The organism is Salipiger bermudensis, from assembly GCF_017309175.1.
In the GTDB taxonomy this organism is placed as follows: domain Bacteria; phylum Pseudomonadota; class Alphaproteobacteria; order Rhodobacterales; family Rhodobacteraceae; genus Salipiger; species Salipiger bermudensis.
The window spans coordinates 101,549-118,557 of sequence record NZ_JAEKJV010000009.1 but is presented as its reverse complement, the minus strand read 5'-3'; the positions used below and the strand labels follow the sequence as shown (position 1 = coordinate 118,557).

The 17,009-nt window shown below is 68.2% G+C and carries 14 protein-coding genes; 11 read left to right on the top strand and 3 right to left on the bottom strand.

Features of this window, described 5'->3' with window-relative positions:
- Positions 1 to 11: 11 nt before the first annotated feature.
- The 3 genes from smpB to JF542_RS13750 all read left to right on the top strand — a co-directional run bounded on the left by smpB (position 12) and on the right by JF542_RS13750 (position 2,944).
- Entirely contained in the window at positions 12 to 482 is a 471-nt protein-coding gene (smpB, locus tag JF542_RS13760) for an SsrA-binding protein SmpB (RefSeq protein WP_007796699.1), read from the top strand.
- 420 nt (positions 483 to 902) lie between these two features.
- Positions 903 to 1,760 (top strand): 3-mercaptopyruvate sulfurtransferase, encoded by an 858-nt coding sequence (gene sseA / locus JF542_RS13755; protein ID WP_007796697.1) that lies wholly within the window; start codon positions 903 to 905, stop codon positions 1,758 to 1,760.
- Positions 1,760 to 2,944, top strand: coding sequence for an amino acid aminotransferase (locus JF542_RS13750; protein ID WP_207076257.1), 1,185 nt, complete (start codon positions 1,760 to 1,762; stop codon positions 2,942 to 2,944). Before sseA ends, JF542_RS13750 begins: the two co-directional genes overlap by 1 nt.
- 126 nt (positions 2,945 to 3,070) lie before the next feature.
- On the opposite strand, the gene JF542_RS13745 is transcribed toward JF542_RS13750, so the two are convergent.
- Positions 3,071 to 3,415, bottom strand: a complete 345-nt coding sequence (locus JF542_RS13745) for an antibiotic biosynthesis monooxygenase family protein (protein ID WP_207076256.1) — start codon at positions 3,413 to 3,415, stop codon at positions 3,071 to 3,073.
- A gap of 197 nt (positions 3,416 to 3,612) precedes the next feature.
- Between JF542_RS13745 and deoC the strand changes: the two genes are divergently transcribed.
- The 6 genes from deoC (at position 3,613) to JF542_RS13715 (ending at position 10,722) form a co-directional block, all read left to right on the top strand.
- Positions 3,613 to 4,608, top strand: a complete 996-nt coding sequence (gene deoC / locus JF542_RS13740; protein WP_207076255.1) for a deoxyribose-phosphate aldolase — start codon at positions 3,613 to 3,615, stop codon at positions 4,606 to 4,608.
- 154 nt (positions 4,609 to 4,762) lie between these two features.
- Entirely contained in the window at positions 4,763 to 5,794 is a 1,032-nt protein-coding gene (locus tag JF542_RS13735) for a BMP family protein (protein WP_207076254.1), read from the top strand.
- Positions 5,794 to 7,335, top strand: a complete 1,542-nt coding sequence (locus JF542_RS13730; RefSeq protein ID WP_207076253.1) for an ABC transporter ATP-binding protein — start codon at positions 5,794 to 5,796, stop codon at positions 7,333 to 7,335. Before JF542_RS13735 ends, JF542_RS13730 begins: the two co-directional genes overlap by 1 nt.
- Positions 7,336 to 7,440: 105 nt before the next feature.
- On the top strand, positions 7,441 to 8,487 hold the full coding sequence (locus JF542_RS13725) for an ABC transporter permease (RefSeq protein WP_007796683.1): 1,047 nt from the start codon (positions 7,441 to 7,443) through the stop codon (positions 8,485 to 8,487).
- Positions 8,484 to 9,431, top strand: a complete 948-nt coding sequence (locus JF542_RS13720) for an ABC transporter permease (protein WP_207076252.1) — start codon at positions 8,484 to 8,486, stop codon at positions 9,429 to 9,431. Before JF542_RS13725 ends, JF542_RS13720 begins: the two co-directional genes overlap by 4 nt.
- 1 nt (position 9,432) lies before the next feature.
- Positions 9,433 to 10,722 carry an amidohydrolase family protein gene (locus JF542_RS13715; RefSeq protein ID WP_207076251.1) on the top strand — a complete coding sequence of 430 codons (1,290 nt, stop codon included), beginning with the start codon at positions 9,433 to 9,435 and terminating at the stop codon, positions 10,720 to 10,722.
- 232 nt (positions 10,723 to 10,954) lie between these two features.
- Here JF542_RS13715 and smc read toward each other — a convergent pair whose 3' ends face one another.
- A complete protein-coding gene (gene smc / locus JF542_RS13710; RefSeq protein ID WP_207076250.1) occupies positions 10,955 to 14,410 on the bottom strand; it encodes a chromosome segregation protein SMC in 3,456 nt (1,151 codons plus the stop codon).
- Positions 14,411 to 14,600: 190 nt separating this feature from the next.
- Here smc and JF542_RS13705 point away from each other — a divergent pair, with 190 nt between their 5' ends.
- Complete coding sequence (locus JF542_RS13705; RefSeq protein ID WP_007796673.1) at positions 14,601 to 15,077, top strand: GNAT family N-acetyltransferase; 477 nt, start codon at positions 14,601 to 14,603, stop codon at positions 15,075 to 15,077.
- 37 nt (positions 15,078 to 15,114) lie between these two features.
- Here JF542_RS13705 and JF542_RS13700 read toward each other — a convergent pair whose 3' ends face one another.
- On the bottom strand, positions 15,115 to 15,513 hold the full coding sequence (locus JF542_RS13700; protein ID WP_242533750.1) for a hypothetical protein: 399 nt from the start codon (positions 15,511 to 15,513) through the stop codon (positions 15,115 to 15,117).
- Between the two features lie 150 nt (positions 15,514 to 15,663).
- Between JF542_RS13700 and JF542_RS13695 the strand changes: the two genes are divergently transcribed.
- Entirely contained in the window at positions 15,664 to 16,875 is a 1,212-nt protein-coding gene (locus JF542_RS13695) for a TsoY family (seleno)protein (protein WP_207076248.1), read from the top strand.
- The last annotated feature ends 134 nt before the right edge of the window (positions 16,876 to 17,009 follow it).

Sequence of the window (17,009 nt, the reverse complement as noted above, 5' to 3'; positions counted from 1 at the left end):
ACATGCACGCAATGGCCAAACCGAAGACAGATCCGAACTACAAGGTGATCGCCGAGAACCGGCGCGCACGTTTCGACTACGCGATCGAGGACGATCTCGAGGTCGGCATCGTGCTGACCGGGTCCGAGGTGAAATCCCTGCGCGAGAACACCTCGAACATCGCCGAGAGCTATGCCGCGGTGGAGGATGGCGAGCTGTGGCTGGTCAACAGCTACATCGCCCCCTACGAGCGCGCCATGTTCGGCCACGAGGAGCGGCGCCGTCGCAAGCTGCTGGTCTCGAAGAAAGAGCTGGCCCGGCTGTGGAACGAGACCCAGCGCAAGGGCATGACCATCGTGCCGCTGGTGCTCTACTTCAACCACAAGGGCATCGCCAAGATGAAGGTCGGCATCGCCAAGGGCAAGAAGAACCACGACAAGCGCGAGACCGAGGCCAAGCGCGACTGGAACCGCCAGAAGCAGCGGCTGCTGAAGCAGGGCTGATCGAGGCCGGGCTGGAGCCTTGCCAGCACGGTGCGCGCACCGTTTGCTACGAGCAGAGTGTTCGGAGCAGGATGCGACGTCTCGCCTGCAGAGGCGGCCATCGTGGCCGCTTACCAATTTCAGAACGACGCTTTCGCGACGCTGTGACTGAAGCCGAGACGACTGGCACCGCGGCGTATTGGCGATGCGCGGCGGCCTGCGGCCTTTGGTCCGTTCGGGCGCGACGCTCGAACGTCGATCCATGTCACACCCCTGATTGAAGCCCATCACCCAACCGGCGGGGCGCTCCAAACAGCCTCGAGCCGCGTCCCACCCTTCGCGACGCGGCGGTCTCGGCCTGCGCCACCGGCCCAAGCCCTTGTATTGCAGGCCCCCGCGGCTTAGGAACGGCATCGACCCTGACTGCCCGGGAAGCAATACATGACGCAAGACGATCCCAAGACGCTTGTCTCGACCGACTGGCTGGCGGCCCATCTCAAGGATCCCGACCTGCGCATCCTCGATGCCAGCTGGTTCCTGCCCGGGTCCGACCGCGATCCGAAGGCGGAATATGCCGCCGCCCATATTCCCGGCGCGCGCTATTTCGACATCGACGATGTCAGCGACAACCGCTCCGAGCTGCCGCACATGGTGCCGCCCGTGGAGAAGTTCATGTCGCGGCTGCGTGCCATGGGCGTGGGCGACGGCCACCAGGTCGTGGTCTATGACAGCCAGGGGCTGTTCTCGGCGGCGCGGGTCTGGTGGCTGTTCAAGCTGATGGGCCAGACCGACATCGCCGTGCTCGACGGCGGTCTGCCGAAATGGCAGGCCGAGGGCCGCGAGACCGAGGACATGCCGCCGGTGATCCGCGACCGCCACATGACCGTGCGGCGCCAGAACCAGCTGGTGAAGGACGTGACGCAGGTCTCGGCAGCCGCCAAGCTGCAGGACACCGAGATCCTCGACGCCCGCGCCGCCATCCGCTTCCGCGGCGAGGCGCCCGAGCCGCGCCCGGGCCTGCGCGCCGGCCACATCCCGGGCTCGAAGAACGTCCCCTACACCACGCTGCTGAACGACGACGGCACGATGAAGGCGCCCGACGAGCTGCGCGCGGTGTTCGAGGCCGCCGGGGTGGATCTCGGCAAGCCCGCGATTACCTCCTGCGGGTCCGGCGTCACCGCCGCCATCCTCAACCTTGCCCTCACTGTCATCGGCAAGGACGACCATTCCCTCTATGACGGGTCGTGGAGCGAGTGGGGGCAATTCCCCACCCTGCCCGTCGCCACCGGAGAGCACTGATGTTCGAGAACCTCAAAGAGCAACCCGCAGACAAGATCCTCGCCCTGATGCAGGCCTATCGCGAGGATGACCGCGAGCAGAAGATCGACCTCGGCGTCGGCGTCTACAAGGATGCCAGCGGCAACACCCCGATCATGCGCGCCATCAAGGCCGCCGAAAAACAGCTCTGGGAAGCCGAGACCACCAAGGCCTATACCGGTCTTGCCGGCGATCCGGGCTTCGCCGACGCCATGGTCAAGCTGGTGCTGGGCGATGCCGTCCCGCGCGAGACCGTCGCCGCCGCGGCGACCCCGGGCGGCACCGGCGCGGTGCGCCAGGCGTTCGACCTGATCCGCATGGCCAACCCCAAGGCCCGCGTCTTCGTCTCGGACCCGACCTGGCCGAACCACCTCTCGATCCTCAAGCACATGGGCATCGAGTTCACCTCCTACCGCTATTTCGACAACGAGACCCGCTCGGTCGATTTCGCCGGCATGATCGCCGACCTGCACCAGGTGATGCCGGGCGACGTGGTGCTGCTGCATGGCTGCTGCCACAACCCGACCGGCGCCAACCTCAACATCCCGCAATGGAAGGCCGTGATCGAGCTGCTGCTCGAGCGCGAGGCGGTGCCGATGATCGACATCGCCTACCAGGGCTTCGGCGACGGGCTCGACGCCGATGCCGAAGGCGTGCGCATGGTCGTCGAGAAGATGCCGGAAGTGCTGATCGCTGCGAGCTGCTCGAAGAATTTCGGCATCTATCGAGAGCGCACCGGCCTGCTGATGGCGGTGAGCAAGGATGCCGGCCAGCGCAAGCTCAACCAGGACAGCCTGAACTACCTGAACCGGCAGAACTTCTCCTTCCCGCCGGATCACGGCGCGCGCCTGGTCACCATGGTGCTGACCGACGAAGAGCTGCGCGCCGACTGGGCGGCGGAACTGGAAGAGGTGCGCAACTCGATGCTGGGCCTGCGCGAGCAGCTGGCCTCGGAACTGCAGCGCCTGTCGGGCTCGGACCGGTTCGGCTTCCTCGCACAGCACCGCGGCATGTTCTCGCGTCTCGGCGCCACGCCGGAGCAGGTCGAGACGCTGCGCCGCGATCACGGCATCTACATGGTGGGCGACTCGCGGCTCAACATCGCCGGTCTCAACAAGACCTCGGTGCCGATCCTCGCGGAAGCCATCGTCAAGTCCGGGATCTGATCCCTCTCTTACAAAGCGGAGCGGGGCCTGCGGGCCCCGCCCATGTCGTCTCGCCGCCGGGACTTTGCCCGTCGTCTCGGCGCCCTCTGGCTGTCCTGACGCCCATGTCCCCGCGAGGGTCGCGTGTCAGCCATGCTCGGCCAGGCTGTCCCGCGGAGCCTCGGCCCGATCCTCCATGCCGTAATCCCGCAGGACGTGGCAGACCCGCAGGCGGTAGCCCTCGAAGATCTCCTCCCGCCCCTTGCGCTGCGCCCCGCGATGCGCCGTCAGCTGCCGCCAGCGCTGCACCGCCGCCTCGTCTTCGAAGAAGCTGATCGAGAGCAGCTTGCCAGGGTTGGTCAGGCTCTCGAAGCGCTCGACGGAGATGAATCCCTCGACCTGCTCGACCAGCGGCCGCATCGCGGCGGCAATGTCGAGATAGGCGTCGCGCTGCCCCTCGGCGGGGGTGACTTCGAAGATGATGGCGATCATGGCTGTCCTCCGTTTGGCCCAGTCTGACGCGATCCATGCGGCGGGCCAAGGGGATGGCGACGTGGGAGGTCGAGTATTTGGAACGTAGAGAAGACAGGACCTTGCGCCCATGTGAGACGCGGCGCGTGCGGTAACGCCACGGCCTCTCTTGCCTGTGCCATGGGGGCGTGCGACGGTCAGCGATGGAGGACCGAGACATGCTTGAGACCACCGAGGCCCCGATGACCGTGACCCACCTGCCGCAGACAACCGAGCCGCGCAATCCCGGCATGCCGCTCGACATGGAACGGGTGATGCGCAGCCGCGCCAACCGCTCGGCCATCGAGCGCCGCGCCTCGAGCCTGCCCGGCCGGCGCAGCCTCAAGAAGGATTTCCAGGCGGCCTGGCTCGCCCGCGCCATCTCCTGCATCGACCTGACCACGCTGGCCGGCGACGACACCCCGGGCCGGGTGGCGCGGCTGTGCGCCAAGGCGAAACAGCCGGTGCGCGAGGATCTGCTCGAGGCGCTGGGACTCGAGGGCCTGACCACCGGCGCGGTCTGCGTCTACCACGACATGATCGCCCCCGCGGTGAGCGCGCTGCAAGGCAGCGGCATCCCGGTGGCGGCGGTCTCGACCGGCTTTCCCGCCGGGCTCTCGCCCTTCCCGCTGCGGCTGGCCGAGATCGGCGAGAGCGTCAAGGCCGGCGCCCGCGAGATCGACATCGTGATCTCGCGCCGGCGTGTGCTGACCGGCGACTGGGAGGGGCTCTATGACGAGATGCGGCAGTTCCGCGAGGCCTGCGGCGAGGCGCATGTGAAGGCGATCCTCGCCACCGGCGAGCTTGGTACGTTGCAGAACGTCGCCCGCGCCTCGATGGTGTGCATGATGGCCGGCGCCGATTTCATCAAGACCTCCACCGGCAAGGAGAGCGTCAACGCCACCCTGCCCGTCAGCCTCGTGATGATGCGGGCGATCCGCGAATATTACGAGGAGACCGGCTACCGCGTCGGATACAAGCCCGCCGGCGGCATCTCCAAGGCCAAGGATGCGATCACCTACCTGGCGCTGGTCAAGGAAGAGCTCGGCGACCGCTGGTTGCGCCCGGACCTGTTCCGCTTCGGAGCCTCTAGCCTGCTCGGCGATATCGAGCGCCAGCTCGAGCACCACGTCACCGGCGCCTATTCCGCCAGCTGGCGTCACGCCATCGGCTGAGGCGGCATGGGCGATTGCCCGTTTGGCGGGCAGCATCCGACACGAATGATTATCCGGCATGCAGTTTGAGCGGCATCCGACGCTTCTCCCTTTGCCACCCGCCACCGAAACGCTTACCGTCCGGTCAAATTTTAAACAAAAGCCAGGGGGCCTTATGACCGACAGACGCACGCTTCTCACCCAGTTCAGCCGCCGCCGCATGCTCATGGGCACGGCAGGTTTCGCCGCGGCCGCGGGCGCCGGTGTTCTGCCCTCGCGCCTGCTGGCGCAGGAGCCGATCTCGGTCGCGGGAATCTACACCGTGCCTGTGGAGCAGCAATGGGTGAGCCGCATCCACATCGCCGCCGAGGCCGCAAAGGCTGCCGGCCAGATCAGCTACAGCTTCTCGGAAAACACCGCCAATACCGATTATCCGCGCGTCATGCGCGAATATGCCGAGGCCGGCGCCAAGCTCATCGTCGGCGAGATCTTCGGCGTCGAGCAGGAGGCCCGCGAGGTGGTGCTCGACTATCCCGACACCGCCTTCCTGATGGGCTCGTCCTTCATGCCCGATCCGGCCTACCCGAACCTCGCGGTGTTCGACAATTATATCCAGGACGCCTCGTATCTCTCGGGCATCATCGCGGGTGCGCTGACCGAGACCGGCAATATCGGCATGGTCGGCGGCTTCCCGATCCCCGAGGTGAACCGCCTGATGCACGCCTTCATGGCCGGTGTCCGCGAGACCGCCCCCGGGGCCGAGTTCCAGGTCAGCTTCATCGGCTCGTGGTTCGATCCGCCCAAGGCCAAGGAAACCGCCTTCGCGATGATCGAGAACGGCGCCGACATGCTCTACGCCGAGCGCTTCGGGGTCTCGGACGCGGCGCAGGAACAGGGCATCCTCGCCATCGGCAACGTCATCGACACGCAGGCCGACTATCCCGACACCGTCGCCGCCTCGGCGCTGTGGCATTTCGAGCCGACCCTGCAGGCGGCGCTCTCCAGGGTCGCAGATGGCAGCTTCGAAGCCGAGAATTACGGCGTCTACAGCTTCATGAAGGAAGGCGGCTGCTCGCTGGCGCCGCTCGGCACCTTCGAGGGCAAGGTCCCGCAGGCGGCGCTCGACCTCGTGGCCGAACGGGAGGCTGCCATCAAGGCCGGCACGTTCACCGTCGAGATCGACGACAGCGAGCCCACCTCCTCCTGATGACAGCACAAGACACGGCGCAGGGCGAGACCGTCCTGCGCCTCTCTGGCATCACAAAGCGCTTCGGCGCGCTCACCGCCAACGACGCGATCAGCTTTTCGCTGGCGAAGGGCGAGGTCGTGGCGCTCTTGGGGGAGAACGGCGCCGGCAAGACCACGCTGATGAACATCCTCTTCGGCCATTACACCGCCGACGAGGGCAGCGTCGAGGTGTTCGGCCAGGCCCTGCCGCCGGGCCAGCCCGGCGCGGCGCTGGCCGCGGGCGTCGGCATGGTGCACCAGCATTTCACCCTCGCCGACAACATGACCGTGCTCGAGAACGTGCTGCTCGGCACCGGATCGCTGTGGTCCCCCGGGCTCGGCAAGCCCGCCGCGCGGCGCAGGCTGCAGGCACTGGCCGAGGATTTCGGCCTCGTGGTCGATCCTGACGCCCGCGTGGCCGAGCTTTCCGTGGGCGAGCGTCAGCGGGTCGAGATCCTCAAGGCGCTTTACCGCGACGCCCGCATCCTGATCCTCGACGAGCCCACGGCGGTGCTGACGCCGCAGGAGGCCGACGCGCTGTTTCTCACCCTTCGCAAGATGGTGGCGCAGGGGCTGTCGGTGATCTTCATCTCGCACAAGCTGCACGAGGTCATGGCGATCTCGTCGCGGGTGCTGGTGCTGCGCCACGGCAAGCTCGTGGGAGAGGTGGCGACACGTGACACCGACCGCCACCAGCTGGCCACGCTGATGGTCGGTGCCGAGATCACCGCCCCTGCCCCCGCCGAGGCCCGCCCCGGCGCGGTGCTGATGCGGCTCGATCGCGTGAGCACGCAGCCGCGGGGCAACCGCCCCGGGCTCGACGCGGTCGATCTCGATATCAAGGCCGGCCAGATCCTCGGCCTTGCCGGGGTCTCCGGCAACGGCCAGGGCGCGCTCGCCGACCTGATCTCCGGACTGGACGCGCCCGCCTCCGGCACGCTCGAGATCGCCGGTCACCCGGTCTCCGGCTGGAACCCGCGCAGCGCCCTCCACTCGGGCATCGGCCGCATCCCCGAGGATCGCCACCGCACCGGCACGGTGGCCGATTTCACCCTGACCGAGAACGCCGTTCTGGAAAGCTACCGCGACGCGCCCAACGCCCGCGCCGGCTGGATGGACTGGTCCGCCGCCCGCGGCAAGGCCGAAGCCATCATCGCCAAGTACGACGTGCGCTGCCCCGGCCCCGAGGCGCGTATCCGCCTGCTTTCGGGCGGCAACATGCAAAAGCTGATCCTCGGCCGCGTGCTCGAGGCCGCGCCGCGCATCATCCTCGCCAACCAGCCGGTGCGCGGGCTCGACATCGGCGCCGTGACCTATGTGCAGGAACAGCTCATCGCCGCCCGCGACGCCGGCGCCGCGGTGCTGCTGATCTCCGAGGATCTAGACGAGATCCTGACGCTCTCCGACGTGATCCGGGTGATCTCAGACGGCCGCCTGTCGCCTGAGTTCGCCCGCGGCGAAAAGACCCCGGCCGAGCTCGGCCAATGGATGGCCGGACAGGGCTTCGACCATGCCGCCTGATCTCTCCCATCCCAGACCGACGCCCCTGTCTTCTTCTGGCCAGAAATATCCCGGGGGTCCGGGGGCAGCGCCCCCGTTCCGCCCCCTCCGCCAGGTGCAAAACTGATGCGACTAGACCCCATCGCCGCCCCGTCCCCGGCCCGCGCGCTGGGCCTGCCGGCGCTCGCCATTCTCGCCACCATCGCGCTCGCGGCAGCACTCGCCGCGATCGCTGGCGCCAACCCGCTCGAGACCTTCGGACTGATCGTCAAAGGCGCCGTGGGCTCGAAATTCGCCACGCTCGAGACGCTCAACCGCGCCACGCCGCTGATCTTCACCGGGCTTGCCGTAGCCGTGGCCTTCCGCGCCCGGCTGTGGAACATCGGCGCCGAGGCGCAGCTCTATGCCGGCGCGCTGATGACCGTGGTGATCGGCACCCAGCTGGGCCTTCCCGGCCCGCTGGCAATCCCGCTGATGGCGCTCGGCGCCATCGTCGCGGGCGCGCTGGTGCTGCTTGGCCCGGTGCTTCTCAAGACCCGGCTCGGGGTCGACGAGGTGGTCACCACTCTGCTGCTCAATTTCATCATGGCGCTGTTCATCTCCTACCTGCTCGAGGGCCCGCTCAAGGACCCGATGGGCATGGGTTGGCCGAAATCCCCCGCCCTGCCCCGCGATGCCCGCCTGCCGCGCATCGTCGAGGGGCTTCGGCTGCACTGGGGCTTCGCGCTGGCACTGATCTGCGCCGCCGGCGTCTGGGTGATGCAGACCCGCACCACGCTGGGCTACGAGATCCGCGCCGTGGGCCAGAACCAGCAGGCGGCGCGCTTCGCCGGCATCCCGGTGGGCCGGGTGCTGATCAAGACCGCGCTGATCTCCGGCGGGCTCGCGGCACTGGCGGGCTTCTCCGAGGTCGCGGGGCTCAAGGGCAACCTGACCTCCGACCTCAGCCCTGATTTCGGTTATACCGGCATCATCGTCGCCATGCTGGCGCTGCTGCACCCGCTTGGCGTGGTGGTCTCGGCGCTCTTCGTCGCGGGCATCTTCGTCGGCGCCGACAGCATGTCGCGCGCCGCCGACGTGCCAACCTACATCGCCGACATCCTGCTCGCCGCGGCGCTGCTTTTCATGGTGCTGGCAATCCTTCTCACACGCTACCGGGTGGTGCGCGGATGACCGAGATCGTCGATATCCTGATCTCTGCCAGCTTCTGGGCGGCAGTGCTGCGCATCGCCTCGCCGCTGATCTTCGCCACCATGGGCGAGCTGATCTGCGAGCGCGCCGGGGTGCTCAACCTCGGCATCGAGGGCATCATGGTGATCGGCGCCTTCGCCGGCTGGATGACGGTCTATGCCGGCGGAGGCCTCTGGACCGGCGTCGCCGTGGCGATGCTCGCCGGCATGGCCTTCGGCGCCCTGCACGGGGTGCTGACCGTGCCCTTCGGCCTGTCGCAACACGTGGTCGGCCTTGGCATCACGCTCCTGGCCACAGCCTCGGCCTACTACGCCTACCGGCTTGCCCTGCCCGAGGTCACCAACCCACCGCGGATCGAGCCGTTCCAGCCCCTGCACATCCCGGGCCTGTCGGACCTGCCCTGGCTCGGCGAGGCGCTGTTCTCCCAGACCGCGCTCACCTGGGCCGCCTTCGCCTGCGTGGCCGTCGTCTCGCTGGTGCTCTATCGCACCCCGCTCGGCCTCGCGCTGCGCGCCGCCGGAGAGAACCCGCACGCGGTCGAGGCGCAGGGCCTGTCGGTCGGTGCGATCCGCATGGGCGCGGTGATCGTGGGCTCTGGCCTGATGGCGGTGGGCGGCGCCTTCCTGACCATGTCGGCCTTCTCGTCGTTCTTCTTCGAGATGGTCAACGGGCGCGGCTGGATCTGCATCGCGCTGGTGGTGTTCGGCGCCTGGAAGCCCGGCAAAGCGCTGCTGGGCGCGCTGCTCTTTGCCGGGTTCGACGCGCTACAGGTGCGGCTCCAGCAGACCGGCATGGGGCAGGTGGTGCCCTATCAGGTGTTCCTGATGATCCCCTACCTGCTGTCGATCCTCGCGCTGATCCTGATGTCGCGGCGCGCGCAGGTGCCCGCCGCCCTGATGACCCCCTTCAACCGCGGAGAACGCTGAAATGGCCAGCTTCGACATTCTCGTGACCGGCGGCACCCTGCCCGACGGCACCGTCAAGGACATCGGCATCACCGGCGACCGCATCGCCGCCATCGGCGACCTGACCGGCGCCCAGGCCGGCGAGGTGATCGACGCGTCCGGCGATCTGGTGTCGCCCCCCTTCGTCGACCCGCATTTCCACATGGATGCGACGCTGAGCTACGGCACGCCGCGGATCAACGCCTCGGGCACGCTGCTCGAGGGCATCTCGCTCTGGGGCGAGCTCAAGCAGATCGCCACCGTCGACGAGATGGTCGAGCGGGCGCTGGCCTATTGCGACTGGGCGGTGAGCATGGGGCTCCTGGCGGTGCGCAGCCATGTCGACACCTGCGACGACGATCTCAAGGGGGTCGAGGCGCTGCTGCATGTGCGCGATGTGGTCAAGCCCTATCTCGACCTGCAGCTCGTGGCCTTCCCGCAGGACGGCTTCTACCGCGACCCGACGGCGCGCGCCAACACGCTGCGCGCGCTCGACATGGGGGTCGACGTGGTGGGCGGCATCCCGCATTTCGAGCGCACCATGGCCGATGGCGCCGCCTCGGTCCGCGAGCTCTGCGAGATCGCCGCCGAGCGCGGGCTTCTGGTCGACCTGCATTGCGACGAGACCGACGACCCGATGTCGCGCCACATCGAGGCGCTGGCCTATGAGACCCAGCGGCTCGGGCTGCAGGGGCGGGTGGCGGGCTCGCACCTGACCTCGATGCACTCGATGGACAACTACTATGTCTCGAAACTGCTGCCACTCATCGCCGAGGCCGAGATCGCGGCGATTCCCAACCCGCTGATCAACATCACCCTGCAGGGGCGGCACGACACCTTCCCCAAGCGCCGCGGCCTGACCCGGGTGAAGGAGATGCAGGCACAGGGCATCACCGTCGGCTGGGGGCAGGATTGCGTGCGCGATCCGTGGTATTCGCTCGGCACCGCCGACATGCTCGACGTGGCCTTCATGGGCCTGCACGTGGCGCAGATGACCTCTCCGCAGGAGATGGCGCGCTGCTTCACCATGGTGACCGAAGAGAACGCGAAGATCATGCATCTCGACGGCTACGGGCTGGCACCGGGCGACACCGCCTCGCTGGTGGTGCTCGACGCGGGCAGCAGCATCGAGGCCCTGCGGCTCAGGCCGGACCGGCTTTGCGTGATCTCGAAGGGCAAGGTGGTGTCGCGCCAGGCCCGCAACGATGCCCGCCTCGCGCTTCCGGGCCGGCCGGACAGCGTACGGCGCCGGCACAAGATCTCCGACGGCTAGCGCCTGGTGGCAGGGGCGGACGGAAGCGCTGCACCCTGTCGCACCGGAGGCGCGCCTTCAAAAGAAGAGAGGGGGCCAGCCCCCTCTTGGCGCTGTGCGCCAATTCACCCCCGAGGTATTTTTGAACCAAAGAAGCCAGGAGCGCTGCGCCCCTGGCTTCTCTTCGTCAAAAATACTCCCGCCGGAGGCAGGCCGTCCCGTAGGGCAGAGGTGATCATTGGCAAGGGCGCGGTCAGGCGACCATGCGCTCCGCCTTCTTGAGATCGACCGAGACCAGCTGAGAGACGCCCTGTTCCTGCATGGTGACGCCGAACAGCCGGTCCATGCGCGCCATCGTCACCGCGTGGTGGGTGATGATCAGGAAACGCGTGTCCGTGCGGCGGCACATCTCGTCGAGCAGGTCGCAGAAACGGGTCACGTTGGCGTCGTCGAGCGGCGCGTCGACCTCGTCGAGCACGCAGATCGGCGCCGGGTTGGCAAGGAACACCGCGAAGATCAGCGCCAGCGCGGTCAGCGTCTGCTCGCCGCCCGAAAGCAGCGACAGAGTCGAGAGCTTCTTGCCCGGCGGCTGGCACATGATCTCGAGCCCGGCCTCGAGCGGGTCGTCGCTCTCGACCATCACGAGATTGGCCTCGCCACCGTTGAACAGGTGCCTGAACAGCATCGAGAAGTTGCTGTTCACCTGCTCGAAGGCGGTCAGCAGGCGCTCGCGCCCCTCGCGGTTCAGCGAGGCGATGCCGGCGCGCAGCGTCTTGATCGCCTCCTCGAGATCCTGCTTCTCGGAGACCAGCTGGTCGTGCTCCTCGCGCACCTCCCGAGCGTCTTCCTCGGCGCGCAGGTTCACCGCGCCAAGGCTGTCGCGCTGACGCTTGAGCCGGTTGACCTCGGCCTCGATCTGGTCCGACGGCGGCATCTCGTCCGGGTTGGCCTCGAGCCGGTCGAGCAGCTTCGACGGCGTGGTCTCCTGCTCATCCTCGATGCGCTCGGCGGCGGCATCCACCGTCTCGCGCGCCGCCTCGACCCGGGCCTCGGCCCGGGCACGGGCCTCGCGCGCCTCGGAGGCGCTGCGCTCGGCGTCACGCTCGGCGCCGATGGCCTCACGCAGCTGCGCCTCGGCCTGGGCCAGCGCGTCGCCCGCCACCGCCTTGCGCTCCTCCGCCTCGGCGATCGACTGGCTCATCTCTTCGCGCTTTGTGGCAAGCTCCGCCGGGGCCGCAGAGGCGCGCTCCAGTTCCGTCTCCGCCGCCGCCTTGCGCTCCTCGAGCTCGTCGGAGCGGGTGCGCGCGGTCTCGAGCCGGTGGCGCCAGCCCGAGAGGTCCTTGGTGACCTGCTGGCTGCGCGCCTTGCGGGCATCGCCTTCGCGGCGCAATTCGTCATGGGCCGAGCGCTTGGTCATCATGGTCATGCGCGCCGCCTCGACGGTCATCTTGATGTCCTCGGCCTCGGCGCGGGCGGTTTCGAGATCGTCGAGCTCCTCAAGCGCGCGTTCGGCCTCGAGCAGCTGCTTGCGCGCGCCGGTGGCCTCGTCCTCGTGACGGGTCACGGTCATCGCGAGGCTCTCGAGCTTGCCCTCGGCGAGGTTGCGGTCGGCCTCGGCGCGGTTCATCGCGCGGGTGCTTTCGTTGAGCTGCTGGTCGGCCTCGCGCCGCGCCTCGCGCGCCGCCTTGTCGGCGCGGGTCAGCTCGGCCAGCCGCATCACCAGCGCCTCGTGGGCAGTGCGCATGCCCTCGACGCGGGCCTCGGCGGCCGCCATCTCCTGCTTGAGCTCCTCGAGCCGGTTGAGCTGCTCGAGCCGCAGCGCCGCCGCCGAGGGCGCATCCTCGGCCCAGGCGCGGTAGCCGTCCCAGCGCCAAAGATCACCCTCGGGGCTGACGAGGCGCTGGCCGGGTTTCAGAAGCTGTTGCAGGCGCGGCCCGTCATCGGCCTCCACGAGGCCGATCTGGCTCATGCGACGCTCGAGCACCTCGGGCACCGAGACGTGGTTGGTCAGCGCGGTGATACCGGGAGGCAACGGCTGATCGCCATCGTAGGGCGGCAGCACGGTCCAGCCGGAGGGGCCGTCGGCATCGACCTCGGGCGCCCGCAGGTCGTCCGCCAGAGCCGCGCCGAGCGCCTTCTCGAAGCCCTGCTGCACCTGCAGGCGATCAAGGATCTGGCCGCCCTCGGCGGTGTCGCGCTCCAGCAGACGGGCCAGCGCGGTGACCTCGGCGCGCAGGGCATTGAACTCGCCCTCCGCCTCCGAACGCTCGGCCCGCGCCTCGGCCTCGCGCGACTGCGCGTCAGAGCGCGCCTCGTCGGCATCGGCCAGCAGGGTCTCGCAGCGCTCGGCCATGTCCTGCGCCTCCTCGGCATGGGCGCGAGCCTCGCTGACGCGATCGGTCGATTCTTCCAGCGTCTCCTTGGCGGCGGCCACGGCCTCGCGGGCGCGGGCGGCCTCGCCCTCGTGACGATCGAGCATGCGACGGGCATCGGACAGGAAACGTTGCGCCGACTGGTGGCGGGCGGCAAGCCGGGCGACATCCTCGGTGTATTGCGTCAGGTCGGCCTCGCGCTCCTGCAGCATGGCGGAGGCCTCGCTGGCCGCTTCCGCGGCCTCGGAAACCCGCGCATCATGGCCGGCACCGGCGGTCTCGAGGTCCTGCGCCTCTTGCTCGAGCCGCTCGATGGTCTCGCCCGCGTCACGGTTGAGCCCGGCCTCGCGCTCCATGTCGCGCGCCATCTGGTCGATGCGGCGGGTCAGCGCGGCGATGGTCTCGGCGGCCTGCATTTCCTGATCCGCCAGCGCGTCGCGCTGCACGCCAAGGCGCTGCAGGATCGCCACCGCGATGGCCTCTTCCTCGCGCAGGGAGGGCAGCGCTTCTTCGCGCTCGGCCCGCAGCTTGGCGGCGGCGCGGGCGGTGCCCTCGGCCTGCGCCGCGGCGGTGACGCGCTCACGATGCTCGGCCTCGGCCTTGAGCCGAGCCTCGTCGGCCTCCTTCCAGCGGCGGTAGAGCAGCAACCCTTCGGCGCGGCGCAGGTCGGTGCCGATGGCGCGATAGCGCGCTGCCTGCTTGGCCTGCCGCTCGAGCTGCGACAGCTGCGCGGCCAGCTGTTCGATCACGTCATCGACGCGCAGCAGGTTGGCCTCGGTGCCATTGAGCTTAAGCTCGGCCTCGTGGCGGCGCTGGTAGAGGCCCGAGATGCCGGCGGCTTCCTCGAGGATGCGGCGGCGGTTCTTCGGCTTGGCGTTGATCAGCTCCGAGATCTGCCCCTGCCGGACCAGCGCCGGCGAATGGGCGCCGGTGGAGGCGTCCGCGAACAGCATCTGCACGTCGCGGGCACGTACGTCCTTGCCGTTGGTCTTGTAGGCCGAGCCCACGTCGCGGGTGATGCGGCGCACGATTTCGAGCTGGTCGCTGTCGTTGAAACCGGCGGGCGCCAGACGGTCGGAATTGTCCATCGTCAGGCAGACTTCGGCGAAATTCCGCGCCGGGCGTGACGAGGCGCCGGCGAAGATCACGTCTTCCATGCCGGAGCCACGCATCGCCTTGGCCCGGGTTTCGCCCATCACCCAGCGTAGCGCCTCGAGCAGGTTGGACTTGCCACAGCCATTCGGCCCGACAACGCCGGTCAGCCCCTCGGAAATGACGAGATCAGTGGGGTCGACGAAGCTCTTGAAGCCCGTGAGTCTGAGGCGGGAAAATCGCAAGTCTGGCTGCCCTGATTCCTGATTGTCGGGTATTTTCGCTGTCCGCTCGGGGGCGAGTCAAACGCTTTGCGCTGCATATCGCGGAAGGCCGCTTATTATCCACAAGATATTGCGCACACACCGTGAAAACGAGTTCTTGACGAAACGCGTGTTAGCGCTTTTCATCGCTGAGCCTGCGAGGAGCTGCCCCATGCCTCTAGCCATTCGACCGATCTCGCCCCGCGACCCGCGCGCGCGGGCCCTGCTGAGCGAAAGCCACGCCCTGATGAACGCGTTGTTTCCGCCGGAAGAGAACCACTATCTCGACATCGACGCGCTTTGTGCCGAGGGCATTACCTTCTATGGCGCCGAAGAGGAAGAGGGCGGGGAACTGCTCGGCTGTGCGGCGCTGGCCCGGCGCGACGGCTATGGCGAGGTGAAGTCGATGTTCGTCGCGCCGGTGGCGCGCGGGATCGGCGTGGCCCGGCGGCTGCTGTGCCATATCGAGCACGCGGCACTGGCCGAGGGGCTGCCGATGCTGCGGCTCGAAACCGGCGACAAGCTGGCCGCCGCGGTTTCGCTCTACGAGGACTCGGGCTTTACCCGGCGCCCGCCCTTCGGGGCCTACGAGGACAGCCCTTCGAGCATTTTCTACGAGAAGTCCGTGGCCGAGCCCGCGCGCGGCTGATCCGGCCCTTTTTCCCTCTGCGCCCCTGCACCGCGCCTCAGTACCCCCGACACTCAAGCTCTGCGCTGCCGCCGAGCCCGGCGCTGGCATAGCCGCTGAAGATCGCGCAGGAGATGCGGCCCCGGCGGGGCTTCTTCGGGGCGGGCGCGCCATCGCATGACAGGCCCATCACCAGCACTGCGGGATCGCCGATGACCCAGTCCGGTTCGCAGCCGGTCTGAAGGAAGGCGGCCTTCTGCGCCCGCTCGGCAATCGGTTCGAACCGGGCCGGGAATTCCGGGCTGATGCGGGTCGCCTCGGCCATTGCGCCGTTTACCCGCAGGAGAAAGCGCGAGCCCTCGACCTCCACCCGCTGCGCCGGAACGCCGCGAAACCCCGGCCCGCCCGTGTTGCAGGCGGCGGTCAGCAAGAAAACCGTGAGCAGCACCCTTCTCATCCCGCAGCATAGGCAGGGATTGGTTAACCGGCCCCTAACCACGATGAGCCCGGCAATCGGTGTGCGCACTTGTCGCGGGTCTGACCGCCTTAACATTCCCATTTATGAATGTATAATACATTCCGTACAGCGAATTTATGGGAGGCCGTCATGGCACGCACGCTTGCACGCCCCGCAGACACCTACTCGCCGACCTATTTCCTCGCGTCGCTGGGCGCGGGCGGTACGGCGGTCTCGTTCTTCATGTACCTGATGTTCTGGGTGCCCCACCCCGGGCAGGCCGTCCCCGTCTTCGAGGACATCGCCTCCGCCTGGGCCGGGGGGCTGCTGCCGCAACAGGTGGCGATCGTGGTCGCGATGCTGGGAATCGCCGTCTTCGCGGTGCTCAACATCAAGTCGCTGATCTGGAACCTGCGCAGCTTCAGCGCCTTCAAACAGACCGCCGCATGGCAAGAGATGAAGCAGTCCAACACCGAGAGCTCGGTGCTCGCGATGCCGCTGGCGCTTGCCATGACGGTGAACGTGGGCTTCATCCTCGGGCTGGTCTTCGTGCCCGGCCTGTGGTCCGTGGTCGAGTATCTCTTCCCCTTCGCCATGGTGGCCTTCGCGCTGATCGGCGTGCTGGCCTTCCGACAGCTTGGCGGCTTTCTCGGCCGGGTGCTGTCGAAGGGGGGCATCTTCGATGTCACCGCGCACAACTCCTTTGCCCAGCTGCTGCCCGCCTTCGCCATCGCCATGGTCGCCGTGGGCTTCGCCGCCCCCGCCGCCATGAGCGCCAACCCGGTGACCGTCGGCACCGCACTGGTGCTGTCGACCTTCCTCGGCGTGACCACGATGATCTACACCGTGATGGCCGCGATCACCGCTCTGAGCTCGATGCTGCATTACGGCACCGCGCGCGAGGCCGGCCCGACCCTGCTGATCATCGTGCCGATCATGACCGTGCTCGGCATCATGTTCCTGCGCCAGGCGCACGGGCTGCACACCACCTTCGACGCACATGGCAATGCCGGCGAGACGCTGGTCTTCCTGGCCCGGATGCTCTCGGTGCAGGTGGCGTTCCTGCTGCTGGGGATGACGGTGCTGCGAGCGCAGGGCTATTTCCGCGACTTCGTGCTCGGTCCCAAGACCTCGCCCGGCTCCTACGCGCTGGTCTGCCCGGCGGTGGCGCTGTCGGTGATGCTGCAGTTCTTCATCAACAAGGGGCTGGTGGCCGCCGGCATGGTCGACAAGTTCAGCCTCGCCTTCTGGGGTCTGACCGCCGTGGCGCTGATCGCGCAGGCGCTCGCCGTCTGGCTGGTGCTGCGGCTCAACCGCCAGCACTTCGGGCGCCGCGAGGAGATCGCCGTGGCGGCGGAGTGACCCGGCCAGTCACCGAGGCCACAACAGGCAGGGCCGGAGGGACACCTTCGGCCCTCTGTCGTGACACACGAGAAACCCCGAGTCCTGCCTTTCGCGCAATCCCGTGTCGCGGCATGGTGATGGAACGGGGACGC